Here is a 25078-nt window from a genome sequence, read left to right as displayed (position 1 = left end):
TTGGCGAAGCCCGGGAGGTTTCGCCGGTCGCCACACGATATAGGTTTATAGTTAGGAGTTAAGAAAGGTTAAGGTAAACTGATGACAGACCCGCCGTTTGAGCGGGTTTTGTTTTTTGGGAGGGCGACTCAATGAGCCCCTTTCAGAATATTTTCGACTCTCGTCCGGGCGTTGGCGGGGAGGCGTGTACAAACTGTACCGGATAGTTGACGCGTGACAGCAGTCCGGGCTTTTGTGAAGAGAAGTACCGTTTCAGTCCAGTGTCAAACGTCAAGCGTCAAATGTTCAGGACTGCGGAAGGAAGTCAAACAAACGAGGTAAAAGCCTGTTATAGTTGCAACTAGACAAGCCCCAATGCTCTCCAATAACACAGGCCCGATTGTTTATATTGACGATGATGAAGATGAAGTATACATTATAAAAAAAGCGCTTCAGGACTTATCCATTTTCAATCCGTTACGATTTTTCTCAGACCCTTTTAAAGCCCTTGAATATCTGAGTACGACAGAGGAACAATCGCTGGTCATTCTCTGCGATATGTTTATGCGGCCTTTAAACGGCATTGAGGTGCGCCAACACATTGAAGCGGATGACTACCTAAGGTTAAAATCCATTCCCTTCATCTTTCTAACCGATTCGGTCAATGCTGATGATATTAAAAGGGTGTACAAAGGCAACATTCAGGGGTATTACCAGAAACCTTATGAGTTTGAGGTTTATAAAGAAAATATAGACCTCATTATCCGGTACTGGCAAAAGAGTTTACACCCCAATAATATAGCCTGATCGCTTCCTGGTTAATTTTTTAAAACGGAAAGGGATCGCTTCATAGCCGGGGATTTTTTTGTCCGATAAAACAGGGTTCATATATCATTTTTGTGTCGTACCTTCGTTATCTCAACAAAAACGGTTATGAAACACTTTCAACGATTTCTTCTCGTACTGGCTATCGGCTCGCTCGGTTTTTCCTGCACCCGGGTGGTCGTGGTAGAGCGCCAGGCACCTTCACGCGGGTATTCCAAATCACAGGGCTATAAAAAAGCGCATCCGCACGGCATGCCGCCGGGACAAGCCAAAAAAGTTTACCGTTACTGAATGGTTTAGGGTTTATAGTTTATAGTTGCTCCGCAGGTCTGAATTTGCGAAGCAACTATAAACTATAAACCCTAAACTATAAACCCTAAATTTTTACCCTAAACTCCCCTTTACTGCACCTTCGTCTTTTCAAAGAATGTCCGGAAATTCCGGGCGCTTTCGGCAATCTCCGGGCCGTTGTTCTCCCAGTGGTACTCATACTCGGCCGAGATCGGGCCTTTGAACTTCTGGCGTTTCAGCTCGGCGATGACCTGCTCCACTTTACAGTCGCCTGTTCCCCAGACCACATCGTGATATTTGCCGTCGGGCGTGTCTTTCTTCACATCCTTGAAGTGCATGCCGAGCACCCGGCCGTTTAACTGCTTCAGGCACTGGATCGGGTCGAGGCCGGAGCGTACCCAGTGGCCGATGTCGGCGCAGGCACCCACGTACTTGCTGTTTCCGGCGTATTTCTGCACCGTGTCCGGGTGCCAGTAGCGCGACGGCTTCGGGTGGTTGTGCAGGGCGACGTTGATCTTATATTTCTCCGCCAGCGGAATGATGTAGGCAAACTGATTCGGGTCGGGCTCGGTGTTGATGTTCTGAATGCCGAGGTCTTTGGCGAACTCGAACAGCTGCGTCCATTCAGCCTCGTCCTTAGCCCGCACCACACCATAGGCCACCACGGTGATGCCCTTGTCTTTCAGCATCTTCCGGACCGCGTTGCGCGAAGCGGCATCCATCTTGAAGTCCATCTTGCCTTCCAGCCCGCCGCCAATGGTCTGTCCGGGAAATGCTTCGACGTATTTGAGGCCGCAACTGTCAATTTTTCGGAGTGCTTCCGCAAAGGAGAACAGACGGAAGGAGTACGACTGGGCACCCAGTTTCCAGCCCGCCTTGTCTTCGGGCATTTTCTGGGCCAGCACAGACAGGCTGGTAACGAGGAGCAGCGTCAGCGCCGCCCCCAAACGGGCAGATAGTTTCATCGTAAACGGTTTTTTGGCAAAAGACAGGAGGGCGGGCCATTTACCCGTTTCGGACTTCGGGAATGAGCCGGCCCCAGTCCTGGCGTTCGGCCTCGGTCCAGAGCGCGGGGAAAAAGATCCGCTGCTGGCTGACGGGCGGAAGGTATTTCTGCCAGTTGGTGCCGCCGGTAGCCTTGATATCGTCGGGGTCCTTGTGCAGATACCGGACCGCCGAGCGCAGGTGCATCAGCTTCCAGCGCACGTTGACCCGGTGGTCGTACTCCCGGAGCTGGGCGATCAGGTCGTCGGTGACTTCCCCGGCGGCCTGGAGCTTGAGAAAGATCTGCCAGAGATTGCGGTCGCGGTAGGTTTCGGCCAGACGGACAATCCGGTCCGAGTAGGCGGCTTCAAACTGTTTCAGCGTCAGGGTCTTCTGCTGCGTCGCCAGTTCGGTAGCGCCCTGTTTCCAGTACATGAATTCGTACAGCTCCCGCAACGAAGCCTCCGGGTCGATGCCCGCCGGAACACCCGTCAGCAGCCGCACAAAATCGGTCGAGACAATTTCGATTTCTCGAAACTGAACGGACTGAAACCCGCTGGAGGGCAGCAGCGCCATGCGGAAGGCCAGAAACTGCTCTTTTTCCATGCCTTCCACCATCACTTCGTAGGAATGCTCCAGGATGGAAAAGTAGCGGTTGATGCGCTGCATTCGCTCGGTAAAAAATCGGGCGTCAATGGCGCTTCTTCCGGCTATCTGGCTGATTTCGTGCAGTATGAGCTTGAAATACAGCTCGGTGCTCTGGTGGTAGGTGATGAAGATCAGCTCGTCGGGGTAGGCCGTCCGCGGGCTTTGCAGCGAAAGGAGCGTCTCCAGATGGATATAGTCCCAGTAGGTGAGGTAGTCGGCCTGCAGAAGACCCTCCAGGTAAGAGGCCATATCCTGACCCATGGCGGCAAATTTCTCGGACAGTTGCCGCAGTTTATCCGATAAGTCAGGAGTCGAAGGCGGGAGCGATGTCATGCGTTTACAATCAGTTGATGAAGGAATGGCAAAATTGAAATGTTACGGGTCGATTGGAACAGAGTGGCTCAACGGTTAATTTAAGCCCCAATTCGCGTTTATGCCTACTCTAACTTGCTTTAACTTGCTTTAACTTGCTTTAACTTGAAAATTAACTTTTTACTAACGTTCCTTTTACTACTTGTATCGGGCCGGTTAGCCTGTGCCGACCCGATGCTGAGAATTTCCAATACGGCTGAACTGGTCCAGATCGGGCAGTACATCCAGTATTATGAGGACAGGACCAACCAACTCACCTACCGGGAGATTGCCCGGCTTCCGGAAAGCAAATTTGTAAAAAGTGAGGATAATATTATCAACCTCGGTTATTCCTCCTCTCGGATATGGCTCAAAATTAGTTTGCAGAACCTGACCTCCGAGGCCCTGTACGCGTTCATCGAAGCCCAGGAAGTGGACTACATCGATGCCTATGTCGTTGGACAGGACACCACCTATTTTCTGGAAACCGGCGCCCTGCGGCCGTTTGCCAATCGCAACTTTGCCATCAACAGCGTCGTGCTGAACCTGGGAAAAAAGCCCCAATATCTGTTTCTGGGCTTCCGGGATATGAACGGTCTGGTGCTGCCCGTCAAAATCGGGGCCATCCAGCCCATTGTGCAGAAAGTGTACCGGGAAACGATGATCAATTTTACGGTCATCGGCATCATGGTGCTGATTGCCGTCTTCAGTTTCTTCCTGTACAGTTCGCTGGGCGACCCAACCTACGGCTGGTACGCGCTGCACGTTATTTTTTCGGCGCTGACCATGATGACGTTCGAAGGCTACCTGTTCGATTTTTTCTGGCAGGAGATGCCCTACATGAACAACGGCATCAACTCCAGCCTCATCCGGCTGCTGACGCTGCTGAGCAGCATCGTTTTCTCGGTGGCCTTTCTGAATCTAAGGGAAATCCTGCCGAAGACCATCTACTTTTACCGGGCGATGGCCTTTCTGGGAGCCCTGATTGTGGGGGCCAAAATCCTCGGCGTACAGCAGGCCGAAGCGGCTTTCAATATCACCGTTCTGGTGACGTTTCTGTCGTTTCTCGGGGTCGGCATCTGGCTGTACCGGAAAGGGTTTCGGGCGGCCCGCTTCTACCTGCTGGGCTGGGGAATCTACATCGTGGAAATCCTGCTTCTGGTGCTGACCCTGTTCAACGTTCTTTCCTTCGACCATTTCTTTACCTACTACGGCTACCAGATCGGAGCGGTGTTTCAGGCGACTCTGCTGACCTTTGCCCTGCTGGAACGGATCAATGAGTTACGCAGCGAAGCCCGGGAGGCGCAGGAACTGGCGTTGCGTCGTCTGCAGGAGAACGAGCAGCTCGTTGCCCGGCAAAACCAGATTCTGGAGAAGGAACTGGAGGAGCCCCGCCCGTCGACCAACAGCGAGCTCAAAGACATTCTGAAAGCCCTGCGGGAAGAGCGGGAGAAGAGCCGGAAAATCCCGATTGCCACGATGGAGGGCGTTCTCCTTTTTTCGGTCAACGACATCCTGCGAATCGAGGCGATGGGCAGCTACGCCAACGTCTATTTTGTCAACCAGCAGAAACTGATGGCCTCGCGTTCGCTGGCCGAGTTCGAGCAGCAGCTTCAGGAGCACGACAATTTTTTCAAAACGCACAAATCCCATATCGTCAACGTGAATTACATCACCAAATACATCCGCGGCGAAGGCGGCGTGGTGATGCTGTCGGACGGCAGCGAGGTGGATGTGGCGCGGCGCGTCAAACCGGAGTTTCTGCGAAAAATGGGCCTGGACAACTGATTTGGGGCCGCCGAAGATAAACCGGGACCCGCCGGAGGTAAACGGGCGATAGCGGCGGGGCAGACAACGCACTACTTTTGAACCGTATTCCAAAACGAAATGCCATGCACAAACGCTATACCCCCGTCCCAAACCGCACGGCTTGTTTGCACCCTAATTTACTGACCGGAGGAACCGTCAAATTTTAGGTAAGCTGAAGACTACCACCGCATACTAATAAATTCAAAATCAGGAACGGCGATTCCTGACCCATCCCATAACTTAGTTTCCTATGCAAAACAAGTACCTTCCGAATCGGACGCTGATGTTCATCGCTGGCTGGCTCCTGCTGCCGGTTGCGCTGCTGGCCCAGCCCACCCAGACCATCCGCGGCCGGGTGGTCGATAAGGAATCCAAATTTCCGCTGGTCGGTGCGACGGTGCTGGTCTCGGATATTCAGAAAGGCATGGTGACGGACACGGCCGGAACCTACCGGCTGACGGGCGTGCCCGTAGGTCGCCACAGCCTGAAAGTTACGCTGGTGGGTTACAAAGACGCGCTGCTGAACGACATCGAAGTGGATGCGGGCCGCGAAAAAATCGTCGATATCGAACTGGAAGAAGACATCCGGCAACTGACGGCCGTGACCATCAAGGCCCAGCGCACCGGCGAAGCCCGTAACGAAATGGCCGTGGTGTCGGCGCGGCAGTTTTCGGTCGAGGAAACGAACCGCTATGCAGGCAGCCGGGGCGAACCGTCGCGGATGGCCTCCAACTTTGCCGGTGTTCAGGGCGCCGACGATGCCCGCAACGACATCGTCATCCGCGGCAACTCGCCCCAGGGCGTTCTCTGGCGGGTGGAGGGCGTGAGCATTCCCAACCCGAACCACTTTGCCATCGCCGGCACCTCGGGCGGCCCGGTCAGCATCATCAACAACCGCTATCTGGCCAATTCCGACTTTTTCACCGGCGCTTTCCCCGCCGAATTCGGCAATACCATTTCCGGCGTGTTCGACCTCAAACTGCGCAACGGCAACAACGAACGGCACGAGCGGATGGTCCAGTTCGGGTTTCTCGGCACCGAAGCGATGGCCGAAGGGCCGCTGTCCAAAAAATCGAAGGCGTCGTACCTGGCAACGTACCGCTACGCCAACCTCGCCCTGTTCAACAAGCTCGGTATCGACATCGGCACCCAGGCCGTTCCGACCTATCAGGACGGGTTTTTCCGGCTTAATTTTCCGACAAAGAACGGCGCCAGTCTTTCGCTCTGGGGCTTCGGCGGCACCAGCACGGTCGATATTCTCATCAGCCAGCAGGAAGCCACCGACCGGAATATTTTCGGACAAAACGACCGCGACCAGTACTACACCTCCCGGATGGGCGTAGCCGGGCTGACCTACAACAAGCCGATCAGCAAGCAGACCTACTGGAAGTCCACGCTGGCGGTTTCGGCCAACGCCCAGGACGCCAACCACGACTATCTGTTCATGCGGAAAGACGGTAAGGGCAATCCGGTGGTGCAGAACAGCCGCTTTGTCGTAGATTCGCTGCGGCCCATTCTCGATTACCGTTTTTCGGAAACCAAATACACGCTCTCGTCTTTTGTCAACCACAAATTCAGCGCCCGCAGTACGCTGAAAGCGGGCCTGTTCGCGGATGTGTACAATTTCAAAGCCGTGGATAGCGTCCGGACATTCGTGGACCTGAATTCGACCCGCTTTACACCCTGGAGTACCCGCTGGAACACGGACGAAGTCTTTGCGATGATTCAGCCCTACGTCAGTTTCCGCAGCCGCCTGACCGAAAACATGACCCTGACGGCGGGCCTGAACGCGCTCTGGTTTACGCTGAACCGGAACAGTGTGGCCCCGGTGGAGCCGCGTCTGGGCCTGAACTGGGACCTCCCGGGCCGCCAGAAACTGAGCCTTTCGACCGGTCTGCACAGCCAGATTCAGCCCCTGTACACGTACTTTTACCAGACGCCGAACGGGGCAAGTTCTTACTTTCCACAGCCAATGGTGGAAGAAAACCGGGGCGTCGGCCTGACCCGGAGCTGGCATTACGTGGCGGGGTACCAGCGGCTGCTGGGCCGCAACGTGCGGGTGCTGCTCGAAACGTACTACCAGCGGCTGTTCAATGTGCCGGTCGAGAAGGTGAGCAGTTCGTTTTCGATGGTCAATTCCGGAGCGGCGTTCTCGCGGGTTTTTCCCGGTCCGCTGGTCAACACGGGAACGGGCCGGAACTACGGCGTTGAGCTGACGGTCGAGAAGTTTTTCAGCAACAATTACTACTTCCTGATTACGGGTTCGCTCTTCGACGCCAAATACCGGGGCTCGGACGGCGTGCTGCGGAATACGGATTTCAACGGCCGGTACGCCTTCAACGCCCTGTTTGCGCGGGAAATCAAGTTCCGGCGGTCGAGCCTGAGTCTGGGTGCCAAATACACGGCGGTCGGCGGGCGCTGGTACGGGCCGGTAGATGCGCGGGCGTCGCAGACCAACCAGGAAATCGTGTTCCAGAGCGCGGGCCGCAACACCCAGCAGTTTGCGCCGTACAACCGCTTCGACCTGAAAGTTGACTACAAAATCAACCGGGCCAACCCGAATCGCCGCGGCCTGACGCACACCATTTCCTTTGATTTCGTGAACGTCCTCGGCATTCAGAACATCCTGTCGCTCAGCTACGCTCCCCAGCCCGACGGGTCGTTTGTGAAGAAAGAGTACCAGCTGGGCTTCCTGCCGGTCTTCTTCTACCGGATTGATTTCTAGCACAGGGCCTTCCGGTGAGCAAAAAGAGGACCGGGGATGTCTCCGAAATGGAAAAAGTGGAGCAGAGGGCCGGGCAACCAATGGTGTTTTCGCTTTAAAAAGACACCTTAACGGGCTAAGCCCCTGCCGCCGACTGCCTTCATGAATGAACCAGCATCGCTTTCAACCGGACACCACACCCACGGCGGTGTCCGGTTGAAAGCCCGTTATTGCCACTTCTTTTCGATATCCTCCAGGCTCATTCCCTTTGTCTCAAACACGATGAAGCGGGCGAACAGCAGACCGACCAGACACACGCCGGTGTAAATCATGAAAATGCCGCCGTTGGTCCCCAGGGCACTCGCCGCCAGTAGCGGGAAGGTAAAGCTGACCCAGAAGTCGAAGAACCAGTGGTAGAAAGAGCCGAGACTGGTAGCAAACCCGCGAATCCGCAGCGGGTAAACTTCCGAAATGAGAAGCCAGCCCAGCGGCCCGAGGCTGATGGCAAAAAAGAAAATGTAGACATACACGCCGCCGACCGACAGGATTTTCAGCAAGTCAGCCCCCAGCGATTCCCGGAAGAAAAACGCGAAACTGATCGTCGCCAGCGAGATGGCCGTGCCGATCAAGCCCGTGTACAGCAACGGTTTACGGCCCCACTGGTCGAGGAAGCGGACGGCCACCAGCGTCGAAAGCGTGTTGACTACGCCCACCCCGACGGTCGCCATGATGGCCGTGGTGTTGGAATTAAAACCGGCCAGCCCAAAAATCCGGGTGGAGTAATAGATGACGGCGTTGATGCCCGAAAACTGCTGAATCAGAAAGATGCCTATGCCGATGAGCAGCGGAATCCGCAGGCGGCTCGAAAACAGCTCCCGCCAGTCCACCTTGCGGGTTTTTTCCTCGTCGTTCACTTTCTTGATTTGGCTGAATTCCAGTTCCACCTTGTCGGTTTCGTGCAGCCGGTTCAGCACCGCGCGGGCTTCTTCGTCGCGGCCTTTGCTGACGAGCCAGCGCGGACTTTCCGGAACAAAAAACATCCCGCCGAACAGAATGGCCGCGGGGATAAAACCCGTCCAGAACATCAGCCGCCAGCCGTTTTCGGATTCGGCGAAGGCAAAACCGACCAGGTAGGAGATGAGGATACCGATGGTGATGGCGAGCTGAAAAAAGGTCACCAGCCGTCCGCGAATTTCGCTCGGAGCGATTTCGGCAATGTAGAGTGGCACCGAAAACGAAACAATGCCGATGGCCAGACCGAGGAGCAGCCGCCCGGCAATGAGCACGTCCGGCGAAGGAGCCACCGCCGTGATGACCGAGCCGATCACAAAGACCAGCGAAGCGACCAGATTGATTCGTTTGCGCCCCAGCGCGTCCGCCAGCCGTCCGCTGAGCAGAGACCCGGCCATTCCGCCCACCAGCACGGCCGAGACGGCCCACGCTTCGGCCTCCGCCGACAGGTCCCACTGGTGTTTGATGAAGGGAAGCGCAACGTTGATGACGCCCGTGTCGAAGCCAAAAAGTAGTCCACCCGTCGCGGCGATGGCGGCGATGGTGTACAGAAGTAGAGTTTTGTTCATCGGTTAAGGTAAGTAGTGGGGCGAAAATAGAAAAATTCGGCCAAGTCCGCGCGTTCAGATCGAAAACTGGATGTTGAGCCGGAGGGCAAGGTTTTCGCGCAGAAGCGGCTTCTGGTACGGTCCCCAGCGGTAAAAAGCGCCCACTCCGACGCCCAGCCAGAACGCACTGCCGTAGCGCGCCCGGAGCAGGTTGCTCAGTTTCAGACCACTTTCGTAAAAACCCCGTTCGAGGGTGCCGAAGGTCAGCGGCTCGTGCGGCGCCCGGGTCTCCAGCGTGCCCCAGGCCACATTCTGTACCAGTCCGATTTCCGGCTGAAAGTGCTGGTTTTTGGGCCTGACCAGCAGGCGGCCAAAATTATGTTCCCAGAACAGGTAAGCAAATCGGTCGGAGGCAAACTCGTACAGCCCCATCGTCTGGAACGTGTTCGGCGCAAAATAATTGGTGCTCTGCCGGCGGTCGCCCGACCAGCTGCCGGGGCCGTTGAAGAGGTACGGATAGGGGACCACCCCGGCCAGCCAGCCGCCCTGCAGCCGGAAGCGGGTGGTGCCCAGCGCCTTACTGATAAACTGCTGGTCGAGCTGGGCCGTTAATCGAGTGTAGGAAAACTCGCCGCCCAGCCCCGGCGCCGGAATGCCCGCCGCCACCTGGAGTTCGAGAACGGGATAAGTGCCAATGAGCACGGTTTCGATGCGGTCGGCCCGGCGGACCTGTTCACGCGGTGCGAAGCGGAGGTTCAGGCCCAGTTCGCTGTTCACAAACTGACGGCTGGCCCCGGCTTCCCGCCGAAACGTGAACGGGTAATCGGTCACCCGCCGCCGTTCGCGCTGGCCGTACAGATTGACCTGCCAGCCCGGCAGCGGGCGAAAATAGCCGTCCAGCCGCCACACCTGAACGCTGTCCATGCGTGACCGGTACCAGTTGCGGGGCTGCGGCCGGACCAGCGAAGGCTGAAGGTAGCCGAGCGTCGTGAGCTGGCCGGGTTCGGCCACGTCCTGCCGCCAGCCCGCTACCAGCCGACCGTCGCGGCGGGGCCAGAGCTTCAGTTCCGCTTCGCCGCCGTACTTCAGCGCGCGGTCGCGGGTGCCGTAGGCCGCGTAGCCGTATAGCCGGAACCGTTGGCTCCAGCGTGAACTCGTTTGCAGACCCAGGCCGAAACGGGTGCCTTCGTAGCGGTTGAACCGGATCAGATCGCGCAGCACCACGTCCAGTTTTCCGGCATTGGCCAGTCCCGTACTCAGCACGTACAGAAACCCGTTATATCCTTCGATAAACCGCCGCATGGGCTTCAGCAACGCGAGCGTATCCCACAGGACATACGAGTCCCGTTCGCGGCGGGTGAGCGTGTCGGTGCGGTAACGGGCCCAGACCGAATCCGGCACGGTGCGGGCTTCGGCCGTCTGTTCGCGCTGGAGATAGTCGAATTGCCCGGACTTGAGCGGCTGGTTCAGAATGACCTCCGAAAGCTGGCTGCGGTTACGGACAAACAGCTCCCCGGTCGTGCCGCCCGTCCCCAGCGGAAGCCCGATGTCCGTCTCCAGCCAGTCCGGAAACCAGCGGCCGTCCGTGCGCCGGTAGCGCTGCTGCACCCGAAACCGGACTTTCTGGGCGGTGTCTGCGGGCGAAACGATGATGTTTTCGAGGGCATAGCCGTCCGTATTGACGTACAACAGCCCTCGCAAGCCTTCAAAATTCTTGCCCGGCAGCGGCTCAAACGACAGAACGTAGGTACTGTCGCGTTCGTGAAACAGCGTGTCTTCCAGCACAAAATCGTACCGCCGGAACGTGCCCTCGGAAATGGGGTTGACGTACGTGCGGTTGACGAAATTGAGCGCAAAAACGTCTTTGTAAAAACCGAACGGCTGAAAATCCGTAGGACTGAAGCCCGCCGAAAAGTCCTTGGGCAGGGAAGATTTGCTGGCGCGGATGATTTCCTTTCGTTGGTCGGGCTTCTGAAAACGGACTTCGGTCAGCGATTCCTTGACCCAGAAATGCATCTGCTCGGTAAACAGGCGGCGAAACTGGTTGAATTCGGCTTTTTCGGCGGGTTTAAGGTTCCGGTATTGCTTCGAGGTGGTGTCCATCGGAAGCTGATCGACCGTGAAAAGGGATTTGTTGTAGGCCAGATAGCGGTACGCTTCGTACTGTTCCGGGTCGTTGCGGCTGCGGTTGCGCAGCACCTGGCGGATAATCGGCCAGGCCGGATTTTCGCCGGGGCGGACGACCACTTCGGTCAACTGCCCGGCGGCTTCCTGCAGGTCAATCAGCAGCGGCCGGTCGCCCGGCGGAATGGTGATCTCCTGCCTGTTGTAACCGACGTAACTGACCAGAAGGATTTGCCCCGGTCGGGCGGCAAGGCGAAACCGGCCGTCGAGGTCGGTCACCGTGCCCTGTCGGGTATCTTTGAGGGCAATGCTGACAAAAGCGAGCGGCTGCCGGGTCTGGGCATCACGGACGGAACCGGTTACCGCCTGAGCCTGAGCCCAGCCGCATGACACCATCCAAACCATCCAGACCCACAGCGCTCGCCTCATGTTACTTTCTAATGACGTGGCAATATTTACGAATTAATTGAGTGAATGAGTGATTGAGCGGTTGAGTGGTCCGCCAAAACGGCTTCCATGTGTTTGACTAGCAAACCATTATTGTCCTGCCAGTGCTCATTAAAAGGGGCTCAATCACTGAATATCGGTAGGCAATGGGAAAATGAAATTTGCCCCTATTGGGCCTAACGTTTGTAGCCTGCAAGCGTCGGACAACCATTTTTGCGTGCCGAAGGTACGCCACTTTTTGTCGAAGCAGCGTACCTACACGCAGGCGGGCGGAAAGGCTACCAATGTCAGTGCCTAACGACACGGGAAACGGGTTGATTTTCCACCATTCGCTGTTTTGGTGACGATCATTCGCTTTTGTGAACGACTGGTCAACAAACTCTAACCGGCTTTACATCAGCACGCCCTGAAAAACCTCGTCCAGGCGCGAAACCGGCCGGATTTTGATGCCGAAAGCCCGCTGGTCAAGCCCTTTGAGGTTGTATTTGGAAATATAGATTTCTTTGAAACCCAGTTTTTCCGCTTCCGAAATGCGCGAATCGATCCGGTTGACCGCCCGGACCTCGCCGCCCAGCCCGACCTCCGCTGCAAACGCTACCGACGACGGAATGGCAATGTCCTCGTAACTCGAAACGATGGAGGCGCAGACGGCCAGGTCGATGGCCGGGTCTTCCACCTTCAGGCCCCCGGCAATGTTGAGAAACACGTCCTGCTGGCCGAGCCGGAAGCCGCCGCGTTTTTCGAGCACCGCCAGCAGCATCTGCAGGCGCTTGTTGTCGAAGCCGGTGCTGCTGCGCTGGGGCGTTCCGTAATTCGCGATGCTTACCAGCGCCTGAATTTCGATCATCAGCGGCCGGTTGCCTTCCAGCATCGAGCCGATGGCGATGCCGCTCAGGGCCTCCTCCCGCTGCGAAATAAGAATCTCGGACGGATTGGTGACCTGCCGGAGGCCGGTGCCGAGCATTTCGTAGATGCCCAGTTCGGAAGTACTGCCGAAGCGGTTTTTGGTCGTGCGCAGAATCCGGTAGGTCGTGTGCCGGTCGCCTTCGAAGGTCAGCACCGTATCGACCATGTGTTCCAGTACTTTCGGCCCGGCCAGCGAGCCTTCTTTGGTGATGTGTCCGACCATGAAAACGGGTACGCCGCTTTCCTTGGCGTATTTCATCAGTTCGGCCGTACACTCCCGAACCTGCGAAACGCTGCCCGCCCCGGACTCCACCATCGACGACTGCATGGTCTGGATGGAGTCGATGATGAGCACTTGGGGTTCGAAATGTTCGACGGTCCGGAAAATATGCTGGGTGGACGTTTCGGACATGATGTAGCAGTCGCTGGTCGGGACCGGCAGCCGTTCGGCCCGCATCTTGATCTGCTGTTCACTTTCCTCGCCGGAGACGTAGAGGACGCGCAGGTTGTTCAGGCTCAGGGCAATCTGGAGCAGAAGCGTGGATTTGCCGATGCCCGGTTCGCCGCCGATCAGGACCAGCGAGCCCGGCACGATGCCGCCGCCCAGCACCCGGTTCAGTTCGCCGTCATTGGTCTCGACGCGAGGCTGTTCTTCGTAGGTGATGGCGTGGATGGCTTTGGGCTTGGCCGCCGTTTTGGTGGTGGCGGTGGGCCGCCAGTTGCCCCGGTCCGGCTCTTCTTTGGTGACCAGTTCCTCGACAAAGGTGTTCCACTCGCCGCAAACCGGGCAGCGCCCGAGCCATTTGGCGGCCTGATGACCGCAGTTCTGACAGAAGTAAGAAGTTTTTGTTTTTGCCATTAAACTTATGGGAACGACCTGCATCCAAGCGGTGCCGTAGGGGGAAAACCCGTTTCGGGTGTCATCGTTCCGATGACGCATTTTCCGGACTGCAGGTGACTCGATTTTCTTTACAAGATACAAAAAAAAGCGGAGTCATTATAGCATCCGGGGGCGCAATTCCGTTACCAATGCATGTCAACAATAACCATTCTCACCATGAAAAAACTCGCAATGGTGCTGGCTTTCGCCGCACTTTGCCCGGCTCTGGCGCAAGCCCAGCTGCGGTCGTTCAGCTTTGGCGTTAAAGGGGGAGTAAACCTGTCGCAGTTCAAAACGGGGGATTTTGTCACGACCCGTCTCAACGCCAACGGTTCGCCGCAGGTGGGTTTCGACGGTCAGGTGCTGCGCGATAATATCCGCGAAAGCTTCGACAGCAAAACCGGCTGGGCCTACGGCATTTACACCCGTTTCGGCAAAAACCTGTATCTCCAGCCCGAACTGCTGGTGTCCAACAAACGCGGTTCCTTCGAAATTGTCCGCGACATAAACGGCCAGCCTTCCACCGAAGTGGTGAACGTCCGGACGACCAGCTTCGACGTGCCGCTGCTCGTGGGTCTGAAAGGCGGTCCGCTGCGGGTGGTCGCCGGTCCGATCGTTTCCTTCCGCATCAGCGACGACCAGCGCCTGCGCGACGCCCTGCGCGACTACACTACCGGGACGCTCAACGAAGCCTTTTCGCGGGCCAGCTACGGCTATCAGATTGGCGCCGGGTTGGATATCTTCCGGTTTGGGATTGATGTCCGCCGCGAAGGAAGTTTGTCTGATATTGCCGCCGTTGATCTGGGCGCCGACGGTAACAGCAATCAGTTCAACCAGCGGATCAAATCGTGGCAGGTAACGCTGGCGTACCGATTTTTCTAAAAAGAGTTATTCTTAAAAATATATAGACCTTGCAGGCTAACCGATGGGAATTCTGAATTTTTGTCTGTTAATTTGCAAGGTCTATAGACAAAGTACCCACTAATAACTACTCACTTATGAAAAAAATCCTATGGCTGCTGTGGCTGCTGCCCGCTCTGTCGATGGCGCAGCCGATCAAGTTTGGCGTAAAGTTCGGCGCCAATTTCTCCCAGTTACAGACGGACGGCCTTCGCGCCACCCGCCTCGACAACGGTTCCCCGGTGATGACGGGCGGCCAGGCAGTTGTCGATTTTTTCAAGGAAAGTGAAAGCCGCCGCACGGGCTTTGTCGGCGGGGTATATGCCCGTCTTGGCAAAAAACTGTACATCCAGCCGGAAGTCCTGGTATCGGCCAAAGGTGGTTCGTTCGATATAGTGAGAACGGGCATGACATCTACGACCCAGCGTGTCGACATCAAAACCACAACCATTGATATTCCGCTGATGGTTGGTTACAAACTTGGCCCCCTGCGCCTGAACGCCGGTCCGCTGGCTTCCCTGCCGATTTCGGAAAGTAAGTCGTTCAAGGATGCCGTTAACCAGTATACGACGCAGCCGGTGGACCAAACTTACAAACAAGCCATCTTCGGCTACCAGGCCGGGGCGGGGCTCAGCCTGCTCGGGTTGCAGCTTGACGTGCGCTACGAGGGTGGATTGTCAGACTTGTCCCGCGTGGGTATCAAGACGCCGCAAAACGATAGCCGCTTTACCACCCGGGGCAATTTGTGGCAGATCACGGCTGGATTCGGCTTTTAATCGCTCCCATACATAACCTGATGAAACCCCGTCCAACGACGGGGTTTTCTTTTTTCAGACAGCGACTGGAGTTCGGTATTATCTTTGTGCGAGTACCGGCATTACTCACCGTTCGCTTTTCATGAAGAAGTTGCTGCTGCTTGCGGCCAGCCTCTGGCTTACGTTGCCGGGATGGGCGCAGGATTCTACCCGTCATGCCTACGCCTATTTTTCGCTGGAAAACGATGGTTTCCAGATTCGGGCCAAGGACGTGACCGACCGCTATTTCACCAACGGAGTGCGGGTCGGCATGCAAAGTACCGCCGGCCGGCGCAATCCCTTTCGCCGCCTGCTGCTTCACCTGCCGGCTTCGCTGGAAAGTCGCCCGGACCATTTGTATGGTTTTGAAATCGGTCAGGAAATCTACACGCCCCGATCCACTTCGCAGCGGACCCCCAAGCTGTACCCGTACGACCGGCCTTATGCCGGTTATCTGTTCACCTCATGGAGTCTGGTAGCGACCGACCGCGTGCGGGCCACCCGACTGACCTCCGCGCTCACGCTCGGCATGATTGGACCCGTCAGCGGCGCGAGCGAAGTGCAGAACGGGATGCATCGGCATCTGAAACAGAAAAGCGCAGAAGGCTGGGTGAACCAGCTCCGCAACGACCCCGTCATCAGCTACTCAGCCCGGTGGGAAGCCCGGCCTTTTGCGCCCATTCACCCGGCCTTCGACCTGACGGCCAGCGTGGAAACAACCGTGGGAACGCTGACAAACTCGCTCGGCCTGGGAGGAATGCTGCGAATTGGCCGCTTCAACGACTATTTTCAGAGTGCTTCCGGGATGTACGACGATGACGCTTCGGTGCCGGTGCGGAAAATTCAGGTTTACGCTTTTGTCCGTCCGGTGTTTCAAAGCGTGCTGGACAATTCACTGCTGGGCGGCGGCTGGCTGAACGGGTCGCGAAATTATTACGCGCTGCCTTCGGTAGAACTGGAACACTTTTACTGGACGACCGAGTACGGCTGGGTAGCGGTCCTGAAGAATTTCCGGCTGGCCCTGACCCAATGCTACCGCGGCAAAGAATTCAGGACCGGGGCCGAACACTACTGGGGGAAAATCAGCCTGACGGCCCGCGTGCGATAAAAAAAGCCGTTGCTATGGGGCAACGGCCATTGGTTATATCGTAAACGGACGGTTTCTTAGTTATAAAGCGTAATCCGGTAGCGGTGCAGACGCAGGCTAATTTCTTTTGCACGGCGGCGGGAAATACTCACTTCCTGGCCATCCGAGAGCTTCACGCAGCGGTCGGGCAGGTAGTTGTCGAACTGCACATAGCCCATGTTGACAATGGACGACTTGTGCACACGCAGGAACACGCTTTCGTCCAGCATGGATTCAAAAGCCTTCAGCGTCTTCGAAACCAGGTATTTCTTTTTGTCACGGGTAAAGATATACGTATAGTTCCCCTCGCCCTGAAGACTGACAATATCGTCAACTGAAATCAGGACGGAGCGGTTCAGGTAGGGCAGGGCAATCCGTTGAGTGCCGCGCTGATAAGCGTCAGGAAAGCTGGGCTGGAGCGAAGAGGAAGAAAGTACAGGAGATTCCATAATTTTTGGCGTGTTGGCTGACTGAATCGACACAACAAAAATAACGGTTACCCCCCTGGAAACGTAAAAAGGCTTGATCATCCAGTTTGCTTGTTGTTAATTAAGCATCTGAATGTCAAGCCTTTAGTTCTGGTGTGGATATAGATATTACGTAAATCCCCTAGTTGGAATACGTATTTCTACGTATTGCTGAAAATCTGTATGGAACGTAATATTCTCTCCTGCACAATACCAGACGGTTAGCGCGAAGAGGTAGGCAGGAAATTACGAATCCGGTCGATGAACATCTGGGCGCGGCGGCGGGAAATTTTAACCTGCTGACCATCAGTCAGTTCGAGTTCGCCTTCTTTTTTGATGTAAAACCGACGGACATAGCCGAGGTTGACGATGCATGATTTATGAACGCGGACAAACGACTGTCCGTCAAGCAGTTCTTCATACTCTTTCAGAGTGCGTGAGACCAGCATTTTGGTGCCATCTTTCAAAAAGAAGTTGGTGTAATTGCCCGAACCTTCCAGGCGTACAATTTCGTCGATAGAAACAGTGCGTTTTCGGTCATAGAATGGAATCAGGAGTTTCTGAAGTGAGGCAGGAGTGGACTTTTTTTCCACACTTTTGGGGAAATTTGTGGACACTTGGTCGAAAAGGTTCTCACGCAGGATTGTTTCCATAGCAGCTAGAGTATTCTGTTAAAAGGTTGACAACACTTGGTTTTAAGACGATTAGTGCAGAACGGGAAGATTTTTCGAACTGTGGACTGCACCAGCCGTTACCAGTAGATTCCCAACAACCGTACCGTCTATACTTTGTACATCTGTTCACCTGCCAGACTGAACAGATGTGCAGGTTGGATTGGCTGATAGCCGGGGATGAATTCATGCTATATTCAAAAGTTGAATTGTTATCTTTGCCGATACGAGGCGGCAAGGTCTGGTTAATAAGATGGGACATTGCCCGCCCGGTAACTTGTTGGGTTTAGATTTTTTTTTGGCGTATGCTGGACAGAGTAAAAGAAATATATCAGGAGATTGAACAATTTGAAGTTCAGACCAAAGACCAACTGGAGCTGTTCCGGCTGCGGTTCGTGGCTAAAAAGGGAGCCGTGGCGGAGTTGTTTGAAAAACTCAAGACCGTTCCCCAGGAAGACCGCCGGGCCGTTGGTCAGGAACTGAACAGCCTGAAGGATTTCGCGCAGCAGCGTTTTACCGATTACAAAGCGCTGGTGGAAGAGAATTCCGGGGGACATGCCGGTCCGGTTCCCGATCTGACGCTGCCGGTGGTGCCCAACCAGACCGGCGCGCTGCATCCGCTTTCCATCGTCCGCCAGCAGATCATTACCATTTTCGGCCGCATCGGTTTCAGCGTCTCCGACGGACCGGAAATCGAAACGGACTGGTACAATTTCGGCGCGCTCAACTTCCCGGACAATCACCCCGCCCGGGATATGCAGGACACGTTCTTTGTCCAGACCAATCCGGACGTACTGCTGCGGACGCATACTTCCAACGTTCAGGTCCGCCTGATGGAGCGTCAGAAACCGCCGTTGCGGGCGATCATGCCGGGCCGGGTTTACCGCAACGAGGCGATTTCGGCCCGGGCGCACTGCCTTTTCCACCAGGTCGAAGGGCTGTATGTGGACCGGAACGTAGGTTTCCGGGACCTTAAGGATACGCTCTACCACTTCGTGAAGGAGATGTTCGGGAAAGACACCAAAATCCGCTTCCGGCCCTCGTTCTTTCCGTTTACGGAGCCGAGCGCCGAAATCGATATTTCCTGCCTGATCTGCAAAGGGGCCGGCTGTAATGTCTGCAAACAAACGGGCTGGGTCGAGATTGCCGGTTCAGGCATGGTGGACCCCAACGTACTGAGCAACTGCGGCATCGACCCCAAGGAGTTTACGGGTTTTGCCTTTGGAATGGGCATCGAACGGATTGCGATGCTGAAATACGAGATTCGTGACCTGCGGCTCTTTACGGAAAATGACGTCCGTTTCCTGCGTCAGTTCGAAGGAGCCTGAGCGGATTGCAAAAAGGAAAAAGAAACGGGAAAAGGGAATGGTTCAGGCCGGTCGGACAGGCGGGATTAGGATACCATTAACTTTTCACGTTAATTTTTAACTTTCTTCAAAACGTTTCTATTTTTAACCTCTGTATGGCGTTCGTCAGCTACAGGTGAAAGCAGATGAGGGGCCGGGGCCATGTAGGTGGCTGGTTGATGAAAAAGAATTTGTCTCAATAGATTTATGAATTTAGTAGCCGTACTGAAGGAGAACTTAACCGACACTGTTGTTTCACGCGCTGCGTACTACGTAGACGAGAATCCGGAAAAAACCCGTACTGCCCTGGAGGGCATTGTCTGTACGATCGTGGCCGGGCTGATGAAACGAACCACCACCGAAATCGGCGTTAACCAGCTTTTCAACGCCATCCAGAAGGGCAAGTACGATGGTTCTCTGGTTGCCTCTTTCCCCGACCTGCTGAAAGACCCCGAACAGGTCAGTCGCCTGGCCGAAGCGGGCAGCAACAGCATCAGCCACCTGCTGCCGGCCATGAAAAGCTCGATGGGGACCATGATCTCCAGCTACGCCAACATCAAAAACTCGGCGGCCATTACGCTGCTGGGTCTGATGACGCCGGTCGCCCTCGGTACGCTCCACCAACTGGTTCTGGAGAAGAAAATGGATGCCGATGCTCTGGCGTCCCTGCTCGCCGACCAGCGAGACCGCATCGTGGAAAACACTCCGGAACGGCTGCTCGACAAAATGGGCGAGGGCCTGAACATCCAGCAACTGCTGGCGCTGGGTGTGACCCCGGCCAAACGGTCGGCCACCATCGAACGCCCGGTATTGCAGGAACGGCCCCGCTTTGTGCCCGAGCCGGACGAAGACTCCAACGGGTCGCTGGCCAAATGGGGCATCGGCGCGCTGGTGCTGGTGGCGTTGGCCGGTGGAGGGTACTACATCTGGAACAATACCCAGAATTACTCCGACTACGAGGAAACGGCTATTTCCACGGATTATAAGGACTCGACGGCCACCGACTCGACCAAACGGCTGACGGCTACCCCGGTGAGCGGCAGCGCCACGGCGCCCGTTTCGGCAACCCCGGCGGCCGCCGGAACCGCCACCGCCGAGCTGGCCGCCTACCTGGCTTCCCCCGAACCGGCAGGACGGGCCTTCAAACAGCCTTTTCTGGCTTTTGAGAAAGGGTCGCTTACGCCGGCAGCAACGACCCAGCCAGCCATCACCGAACTGGCTAATCTGCTGAAGGCCAATCCCAGACTTCAGATTCAGCTCATCGGATACGCCAACGACGCCACCCTGCCCATGACCAACAAAGTGCTGTCGACCAAACGGGTATACGTGCTCAAGCAGCAGCTGATCGACGCAGGCGTAGACCTGATGCGCATTGACGCCGTAGGCTTCGGAACGGGTGTCCGCTACAACCCAGCCGACACCTCGGCCTCCCGGAAACCCACCCGCCGCGAAGTGCTGGTCAAAGTGGTGACGAAATAAAGGTTGAAGGTTTAAAGTTTAAGGTTGCTCTGCCCCTTTATTTAATTGAGGCGAAGCTACGTTCAACTTTAAACCTTCAACTTTTTTAAGGCGAAGCTACGTTCAACCTTCATTTTTTACCCCGTTAGCGAGTATTTCCCAACAAGTTTACCCGTGGCTTGTTCTATCCGAATGGGGTTCATCTACCCCAAACGTACTCTGAAGCAAGCATAGTTATGGAAACACAAACGGGAAAAACGGCGCTGGTAACCGGCGCAACCAGCGGCATTGGGCATGAACTTGCCAAGCTTTTTGCACAGGATGGCTACAATCTGGTCCTGGTGGCACGCCAGGACGATAAGCTCCGCGAAGTAGCCGATCAGTTCAGGCAGCAATACGGGACGCAGCAGATTCACACGGTCGCCCGCGACCTGACCGACCCCAAAGCGCCCGAGGAAGTTTACGACGAAACCAAGCGGCAGGGCCTGCATGTAGACGTGCTGGTCAACAACGTGGGGGCGGGCGAATACGGCATGTTTGCCAACGAAACTGACCTCCAGCGCGAACTGAGCATCATCCAGCTCAACGTCACCTCTCTGGTTCACCTCACCAAGCTGTATCTGAAAGACATGATCCAGAAAGGGGAGGGAAAAATCCTGAATCTGGCCTCGGTGGTATCCATCATGCCTAACCCGATGATGGCGGTTTACGGAGGGACCAAGTCCTTTGTTTATTCGTTCTCGGAAGCGCTGCGCAACGAGCTCAAAGACACCAATATTACCGTAACGGCCCTGTTGCCGGGCGCTACGGACACCAACTTCTTCAACGCCGCCGGGGCAGAAGGCACCCGCGCCCACAAAATGGCCCAGGCCACCGGCGACCCTGCCGCCGTGGCGAAGGATGGCTACGATGCCCTCATGAGCGGCAAAGACAAAATCATTTCCGGTTTCATGAACAAAGCGCAGGTGGCGATGGGGCATTTCATGCCGGACCAGATGAACGCCTCCAGCATGCGTAAACTCATGCAACGCGAAGGCGAGGAGGAACGCACCGAACGCAGCAGCGACTGGATGTTCCCCGCCCTGCTCGCGGGCACCGTCGCCACGATGGCGCTGATCTGGGCTTTCGGTCGGGACATGAGCACCTACGACAAGCTGAAGTACCGGTATAAGGCCAACCGCGTTAAAAACGACCTGCTTAGCGCGCTGTCCCTGAATTAAGTCTCGGCGCCGTACGCCAAAAAATAACCGCACTCCCAAACAGGGGTGCGGTTATTTTTTGTAAAAAATGCTAGCCGAGGAGGTTTGGTGACGGACTATTTTTGTCAGTAAGGCATTGGCTGATAGTGGGTTGGCTCCGAGCGGAAGTTGGGCTAATACAAGTCAGGCTGGAAGGTGATGTTCCTCATACTCTGCCTCTTTTTTCGGGTGCAGTTTTACAATGTCAAACGAGACACAAACGGCTTAGGCCGATTAAAGATACTACATTTTGTAGGGTAAGAGAGGGTGTTAAAAAAGCGCGGTTGTTCCATTCAGCCGCGCTTTTTTGTTTTCAGCACAGACAGAAACTCCACGGCCATCTCCATAAACCGGTCGTTGGCGTGCGGAAACACATCCACCGGCCCGACAAACCCGTGCAGCATGCCCTTAAACTCGCGGTGATGAACCTCGATTCCGGCTTTCTCCAGTCGCTTGGCGTAAGCAATGGCCTGGTCGTGGAGGGGATCGAATTCGGCGGTAACCAGCAGGCAGGGCGGCAGCTGACCAAAGTTTTTATGCAGCAGGGGCGAAATCTCCGGATTCCGGCAGTCGGCCCCGGCAGTGTACACGTTGCGGATAAATTCCATGCTGGCCTGCGACAGAATGTACCCCACGCCAAACTTCCGGAACGACTCGGACTCCTCGGAGTACATATCGACCGCCGGATAAACCAGAATCTGTAGATCAATCGCGTCCGTGAGCCCTTCGTCGCGGGCCTTCTGCGTCACCACGGCGGCCAGGTTACCACCGGCGCTGTCGCCCCAGACGGCAATCCGGGCGGGGTCTCCGTCTTCACGGGCAATGTTGGCCAGTACCCATTTGAAGGTTTCGTAGCTGTCGTTGGTCGCCGCCGGGAACGGGTGTTCCGGAGCGACCCGGTAATCCGGAGCCACCACCAGAAAGCCCGTCTGGTTGGCCAGATGCCGGTAATACGCTTCGGCCATCGGGACAAAGTCGTAGAAAAACCCGCCCCCATGATAGGCAATGATGACCGGGAGCGGCCTGCCCGAGTGCGTCGGCTTGAACAGATGCACCTTGCAGTTGGGCAACTGAATGGTTTTGCGCGCGGCAATCGGCTCCAGTTCGTACACGTCCCCGTGCGCCCGCGCCCGCCGGTCGATCAACTGCCGTTTAGTCCAGCTGGCCGGTTCGTCATCGAGCCACTGACGGATAATGGCCGAACGCAGGGTGAGTCGCCCGTGCGGCGTGTACCGCAGGTTGTTGATGTATACGCCCAGCACCATCAGCCAGGCAAATCCTATCAGAAAAATACGTTGAGTCAACGGAATCACCCGTATCACACTTACCACTCGCTTCATAGTTCATACAGGCTTACGAACACCCGAAACCGGGGTTCAGCACCAATTATTGGCTCCCAACGGAGCTTTACCACAATTCACGGAAAGCACAGTCGGCGGATTGCGCTGATTGATAGTCCATTGGCAAGCCAACGGGCCGAAAAGTCCGGGGCTGGAAAGAAGGAGGGGAGGTTGTTGTTAAGACAAGATTAGGAAAGCTTTTGTTTGAAAGATTTGACAACTGGTCCAAATCGGTAGACGATCAGCAACGGGACTGATGCCCGTCATGGAAGAAGGAACGACGGCGACAAACATTTGTGGGGTAACAGCTAAACGATTACTCATGACCGGGTTTCTATGGTTCGTATGCATCCTCAGCCTGCTGGGGCTGATTCTGGGCTGGCTGCTGGTCGCCCGGTTGGCGGTGGTGATCGATACGGATGCCCGGTTGTATCTCCTGCAATGGCAGGGAGTTGCCTCGGCCCGGATGGTAGCGGATGGGCACGTTCGGCTCTGGGTGCTGGGCTGGACCAGAACCATCAACCCCTGGCAGCGCGAGACCAGACCGGCCTCCGCCGTTCCCGCTAAAAAAGCAAAAAGCCGGCGGACGGGCCCCAGGCCGTCTTTCCGGACCCTCCGGCGCAAGGGGCTGGCCGTTCTGCGGAGTTTTCGGGTACACGAGTTTTACGTTAATCTGGATACTGACAACTACCTCACCAACGCCTACCTGTACCCGGTGATGGGAGTGCTGAGCGGCCCCAACCGGCGGTTCCGCATCAATTTTAACGGCGACCTGACCGTCCGGCTCCGGATGGAAAACCGCCTGTACCGAATCGTCCTTGCTTTACTGAAATGATTTAACCAACTCTAAACCAAAAACAATTATGCAAACCTCAGTCAACGAAGTATTGGGTCAGGTGACCGACTTCCTCCGCAGCGAATCCAAAACAGAAACCGTCATCGGCAAAGCATTCCAACTGGGCGAGTTTTCCTGCGTCCCGGTCATTCGGCTCGGCATGGGCTTCGGCTTTGGCGGCGGCGAAGGAGAAGATAAAAAGGCGGGCCACGGCGAAGGCAGCGGGGCCGGAGCGGGCTTCGGCATCGAACCGATTGGTTTTCTGGTGACCAAAGGCGATCAGATCAATTTCGTCAGCACGAAGCAGTCGCGCGGGCTGAGCGAGGCGCTGGAAAAAGTGCCGGACGTGCTGGAGAAATTCATGAAGCGGAACGGTAATGCTGAACCGGCCGCGGTATAATCGCAAGGAGGGCAATCTGGCAACAGGTTGCCCTTTTGCTTGCTGACCGGATTGAATTCTCTCACCGGGTAGCGTGAGCCGCCTTGGTCCGCAGGGCTACGGGCCCCGGTGCGCGTTTCCGGCGCATCAATTGTTTCAGGGCGGGTTCAAGGGCCAGGGCATGGCCCCCGCCGAAGGTCACCATGACCCGGTCGTGCTGGTCGAGTGCCCGGTCGATTTTCGCCAGAAGTACACTGTCGCGGAGCATTTTGGTAGCCCGGCCAAGGGCGCAGAACAGGCAGTTGCCGCCGTTGACATAGTCGAATTTCTCGACATCGGCATTCAGAATCGGCAAAAACGGGCGACCGATGTACTTCTGGTACAGATTCTCGAAATAGGCCAGACCGCGTTCGTGCTCCGCCAGCGGAAAGCCCCGCCGGACGTAATAGGTTTCAATTTCTTTGGGATAAACTTTTTCAAAGGGTTCGTTGCCGTTGAAGCCCGAGAGATGCGGAATGACGGTCCGTTCCATGATGTAATAAAGAAAAAGCTGCTCCTTTGGGTACCTTCGCAGCATGAGCGCGTACTCCAGACTGTCGTTGAGGTCGCCGTCCAGCATGTGAATGCCGGCTTTGTCCGACAGAAATTTCAAACATCCGGTCTCGCCATCGCGGCTAATCGCTTCGTGAAGGCTCTGGTATTGCCGGGTCAGAGGGCCTCCTTCGTTGAAAGCAATCTGGGGCTTTACCTGCCGAAAGTATTGCTCAATCATGGAAAATTGCCGGTGGGTGGTGTCCCGGACATGATCACAGCCAACAAACACCAGCCGTTTCTCGCCCTTGCGGAGGTCGATAACGTGCGGCCAGGGACGGTTGAGGTGTTTGCCGACCCAGACATAGCTGCGTGTCTTGTAAGAGCCATTTCGCACGGTCTGGCAACCTGCCGTCAGCAGCAGGAGCAAGGGAAAAAAGCCGACAATCAGGTTCCAGTTAAAAGGGAGTGTCATTTTGGCGTAGA

Annotated in this window: 21 protein-coding genes; 12 read left to right on the top strand and 9 right to left on the bottom strand. The window is 56.0% G+C overall.

Going from position 1 to position 25078, the window contains the following annotated elements:
* Positions 1-354 precede the first annotated feature (354 nt).
* Both ORG26_RS03925 and ORG26_RS03920 read left to right on the top strand, forming a co-directional pair.
* Positions 355-786: a response regulator gene (locus ORG26_RS03925; RefSeq protein ID WP_266367222.1), complete on the top strand. Its 432-nt coding sequence runs from the start codon at positions 355-357 to the stop codon at positions 784-786.
* 126 nt (positions 787-912) lie between these two features.
* Complete coding sequence (locus ORG26_RS03920; RefSeq protein ID WP_266367221.1) at positions 913-1095, top strand: hypothetical protein; 183 nt, start codon at positions 913-915, stop codon at positions 1093-1095.
* A gap of 110 nt (positions 1096-1205) precedes the next feature.
* On the opposite strand, the gene ORG26_RS03915 is transcribed toward ORG26_RS03920, so the two are convergent.
* Together ORG26_RS03915 and ORG26_RS03910 are read right to left on the bottom strand one after the other, a co-directional pair.
* Entirely contained in the window at positions 1206-2060 is an 855-nt protein-coding gene (locus ORG26_RS03915; RefSeq protein WP_266367220.1) for a sugar phosphate isomerase/epimerase family protein, read from the bottom strand.
* A 40-nt stretch (positions 2061-2100) separates the two neighbouring features.
* Positions 2101-3060, bottom strand: a complete 960-nt coding sequence (locus ORG26_RS03910; protein WP_266367219.1) for a tryptophan 2,3-dioxygenase family protein — start codon at positions 3058-3060, stop codon at positions 2101-2103.
* 213 nt (positions 3061-3273) lie between these two features.
* On the opposite strand from ORG26_RS03910, the gene ORG26_RS03905 reads away from it, so the two are divergent.
* Positions 3274-4866: a 7TM diverse intracellular signaling domain-containing protein gene (locus tag ORG26_RS03905; protein WP_266367218.1), complete on the top strand. Its 1593-nt coding sequence runs from the start codon at positions 3274-3276 to the stop codon at positions 4864-4866.
* A gap of 271 nt (positions 4867-5137) precedes the next feature.
* The gene (locus ORG26_RS03900) at positions 5138-7612 is read left to right on the top strand and encodes a TonB-dependent receptor (RefSeq protein WP_266367217.1); all 2475 of its coding nucleotides are present in this window, start codon (positions 5138-5140) and stop codon (positions 7610-7612) included.
* A gap of 206 nt (positions 7613-7818) precedes the next feature.
* Here ORG26_RS03900 and ORG26_RS03895 read toward each other — a convergent pair whose 3' ends face one another.
* The 3 genes from ORG26_RS03895 to radA all read right to left on the bottom strand — a co-directional run bounded on the left by ORG26_RS03895 (position 7819) and on the right by radA (position 13486).
* Positions 7819-9171 (bottom strand): sugar porter family MFS transporter, encoded by a 1353-nt coding sequence (locus ORG26_RS03895; RefSeq protein WP_266367216.1) that lies wholly within the window; start codon positions 9169-9171, stop codon positions 7819-7821.
* A 54-nt stretch (positions 9172-9225) separates the two neighbouring features.
* Positions 9226-11703 carry a DUF5686 and carboxypeptidase-like regulatory domain-containing protein gene (locus tag ORG26_RS03890; protein ID WP_266367215.1) on the bottom strand — a complete coding sequence of 826 codons (2478 nt, stop codon included), beginning with the start codon at positions 11701-11703 and terminating at the stop codon, positions 9226-9228.
* 409 nt (positions 11704-12112) lie between these two features.
* Positions 12113-13486, bottom strand: a complete 1374-nt coding sequence (radA, locus tag ORG26_RS03885) for a DNA repair protein RadA (protein ID WP_266367214.1) — start codon at positions 13484-13486, stop codon at positions 12113-12115.
* 198 nt (positions 13487-13684) lie between these two features.
* Between radA and ORG26_RS03880 the strand changes: the two genes are divergently transcribed.
* The 3 genes from ORG26_RS03880 (at position 13685) to ORG26_RS03870 (ending at position 16309) form a co-directional block, all read left to right on the top strand.
* Entirely contained in the window at positions 13685-14389 is a 705-nt protein-coding gene (locus ORG26_RS03880) for a porin family protein (protein WP_266367213.1), read from the top strand.
* 116 nt (positions 14390-14505) lie between these two features.
* Positions 14506-15183: a porin family protein gene (locus tag ORG26_RS03875; protein WP_266367212.1), complete on the top strand. Its 678-nt coding sequence runs from the start codon at positions 14506-14508 to the stop codon at positions 15181-15183.
* Positions 15184-15304: 121 nt separating this feature from the next.
* Positions 15305-16309 carry a lipid A deacylase LpxR family protein gene (locus tag ORG26_RS03870; protein ID WP_266367211.1) on the top strand — a complete coding sequence of 335 codons (1005 nt, stop codon included), beginning with the start codon at positions 15305-15307 and terminating at the stop codon, positions 16307-16309.
* Between the two features lie 56 nt (positions 16310-16365).
* On the opposite strand, the gene ORG26_RS03865 is transcribed toward ORG26_RS03870, so the two are convergent.
* Entirely contained in the window at positions 16366-16776 is a 411-nt protein-coding gene (locus ORG26_RS03865) for a LytR/AlgR family response regulator transcription factor (RefSeq protein WP_266367210.1), read from the bottom strand.
* 239 nt (positions 16777-17015) lie between these two features.
* Positions 17016-17447 carry a LytR/AlgR family response regulator transcription factor gene (locus ORG26_RS03860; protein WP_266367209.1) on the bottom strand — a complete coding sequence of 144 codons (432 nt, stop codon included), beginning with the start codon at positions 17445-17447 and terminating at the stop codon, positions 17016-17018.
* A 323-nt stretch (positions 17448-17770) separates the two neighbouring features.
* Between ORG26_RS03860 and pheS the strand changes: the two genes are divergently transcribed.
* The 3 genes from pheS (at position 17771) to ORG26_RS03845 (ending at position 21489) form a co-directional block, all read left to right on the top strand.
* Positions 17771-18793, top strand: coding sequence for a phenylalanine--tRNA ligase subunit alpha (gene pheS / locus ORG26_RS03855; protein ID WP_266367208.1), 1023 nt, complete (start codon positions 17771-17773; stop codon positions 18791-18793).
* 225 nt (positions 18794-19018) lie between these two features.
* Positions 19019-20290, top strand: coding sequence for a DUF937 domain-containing protein (locus tag ORG26_RS03850; RefSeq protein ID WP_266367207.1), 1272 nt, complete (start codon positions 19019-19021; stop codon positions 20288-20290).
* A gap of 215 nt (positions 20291-20505) precedes the next feature.
* Entirely contained in the window at positions 20506-21489 is a 984-nt protein-coding gene (locus ORG26_RS03845; protein ID WP_266367206.1) for an SDR family NAD(P)-dependent oxidoreductase, read from the top strand.
* Positions 21490-21800: 311 nt separating this feature from the next.
* Here ORG26_RS03845 and ORG26_RS03840 read toward each other — a convergent pair whose 3' ends face one another.
* Positions 21801-22847 carry an alpha/beta hydrolase gene (locus ORG26_RS03840; RefSeq protein ID WP_266367205.1) on the bottom strand — a complete coding sequence of 349 codons (1047 nt, stop codon included), beginning with the start codon at positions 22845-22847 and terminating at the stop codon, positions 21801-21803.
* Between the two features lie 322 nt (positions 22848-23169).
* Here ORG26_RS03840 and ORG26_RS03835 point away from each other — a divergent pair, with 322 nt between their 5' ends.
* Positions 23170-23682 (top strand): hypothetical protein, encoded by a 513-nt coding sequence (locus ORG26_RS03835; protein ID WP_266367204.1) that lies wholly within the window; start codon positions 23170-23172, stop codon positions 23680-23682.
* Between the two features lie 28 nt (positions 23683-23710).
* The gene (locus ORG26_RS03830; protein ID WP_266367203.1) at positions 23711-24082 is read left to right on the top strand and encodes a GerW family sporulation protein; all 372 of its coding nucleotides are present in this window, start codon (positions 23711-23713) and stop codon (positions 24080-24082) included.
* 61 nt (positions 24083-24143) lie between these two features.
* On the opposite strand, the gene ORG26_RS03825 is transcribed toward ORG26_RS03830, so the two are convergent.
* Positions 24144-25067 (bottom strand): hypothetical protein, encoded by a 924-nt coding sequence (locus ORG26_RS03825; protein WP_266367202.1) that lies wholly within the window; start codon positions 25065-25067, stop codon positions 24144-24146.
* Positions 25068-25078 lie beyond the last annotated feature (11 nt).

Source organism: Tellurirhabdus rosea, from assembly GCF_026278345.1.
Taxonomy (GTDB): Bacteria; Bacteroidota; Bacteroidia; order Cytophagales; family Spirosomataceae; genus Tellurirhabdus; species Tellurirhabdus rosea.
Note: the sequence above shows the minus strand (reverse complement) of the source record. Positions and strands in the feature narration are given on the sequence as shown.

Bases quoted from the DNA above. Each gene is read 5' to 3' on its own strand.
- ORG26_RS03890 (WP_266367215.1), bottom strand. From the start codon at position 11,703: ATGAGGCGAGCGCTGTGGGTCTGGATGGTTTGGATGGTGTCATGCGGC.
- ORG26_RS03920 (WP_266367221.1), top strand. From the start codon at position 913: ATGAAACACTTTCAACGATTTCTTCTCGTACTGGCTATCGGCTCGCTC.
- ORG26_RS03845 (WP_266367206.1), top strand. From the start codon at position 20,506: ATGGAAACACAAACGGGAAAAACGGCGCTGGTAACCGGCGCAACCAGC.
- ORG26_RS03925 (WP_266367222.1), top strand. From the start codon at position 355: ATGCTCTCCAATAACACAGGCCCGATTGTTTATATTGACGATGATGAA.
- ORG26_RS03875 (WP_266367212.1), top strand. From the start codon at position 14,506: ATGAAAAAAATCCTATGGCTGCTGTGGCTGCTGCCCGCTCTGTCGATG.
- ORG26_RS03900 (WP_266367217.1), top strand. From the start codon at position 5,138: ATGCAAAACAAGTACCTTCCGAATCGGACGCTGATGTTCATCGCTGGC.
- ORG26_RS03910 (WP_266367219.1), bottom strand. From the start codon at position 3,060: ATGACATCGCTCCCGCCTTCGACTCCTGACTTATCGGATAAACTGCGG.
- ORG26_RS03850 (WP_266367207.1), top strand. From the start codon at position 19,019: ATGAATTTAGTAGCCGTACTGAAGGAGAACTTAACCGACACTGTTGTT.
- ORG26_RS03835 (WP_266367204.1), top strand. From the start codon at position 23,170: ATGACCGGGTTTCTATGGTTCGTATGCATCCTCAGCCTGCTGGGGCTG.
- ORG26_RS03895 (WP_266367216.1), bottom strand. From the start codon at position 9,171: ATGAACAAAACTCTACTTCTGTACACCATCGCCGCCATCGCCGCGACG.
- ORG26_RS03830 (WP_266367203.1), top strand. From the start codon at position 23,711: ATGCAAACCTCAGTCAACGAAGTATTGGGTCAGGTGACCGACTTCCTC.
- ORG26_RS03840 (WP_266367205.1), bottom strand. From the start codon at position 22,847: ATGAAGCGAGTGGTAAGTGTGATACGGGTGATTCCGTTGACTCAACGT.
- radA (WP_266367214.1), bottom strand. From the start codon at position 13,486: ATGGCAAAAACAAAAACTTCTTACTTCTGTCAGAACTGCGGTCATCAG.
- ORG26_RS03860 (WP_266367209.1), bottom strand. From the start codon at position 17,447: ATGGAAACAATCCTGCGTGAGAACCTTTTCGACCAAGTGTCCACAAAT.
- ORG26_RS03870 (WP_266367211.1), top strand. From the start codon at position 15,305: ATGAAGAAGTTGCTGCTGCTTGCGGCCAGCCTCTGGCTTACGTTGCCG.
- ORG26_RS03905 (WP_266367218.1), top strand. From the start codon at position 3,274: ATGCTGAGAATTTCCAATACGGCTGAACTGGTCCAGATCGGGCAGTAC.
- ORG26_RS03825 (WP_266367202.1), bottom strand. From the start codon at position 25,067: ATGACACTCCCTTTTAACTGGAACCTGATTGTCGGCTTTTTTCCCTTG.
- ORG26_RS03865 (WP_266367210.1), bottom strand. From the start codon at position 16,776: ATGGAATCTCCTGTACTTTCTTCCTCTTCGCTCCAGCCCAGCTTTCCT.
- ORG26_RS03915 (WP_266367220.1), bottom strand. From the start codon at position 2,060: ATGAAACTATCTGCCCGTTTGGGGGCGGCGCTGACGCTGCTCCTCGTT.
- ORG26_RS03880 (WP_266367213.1), top strand. From the start codon at position 13,685: ATGAAAAAACTCGCAATGGTGCTGGCTTTCGCCGCACTTTGCCCGGCT.
- pheS (WP_266367208.1), top strand. From the start codon at position 17,771: ATGCTGGACAGAGTAAAAGAAATATATCAGGAGATTGAACAATTTGAA.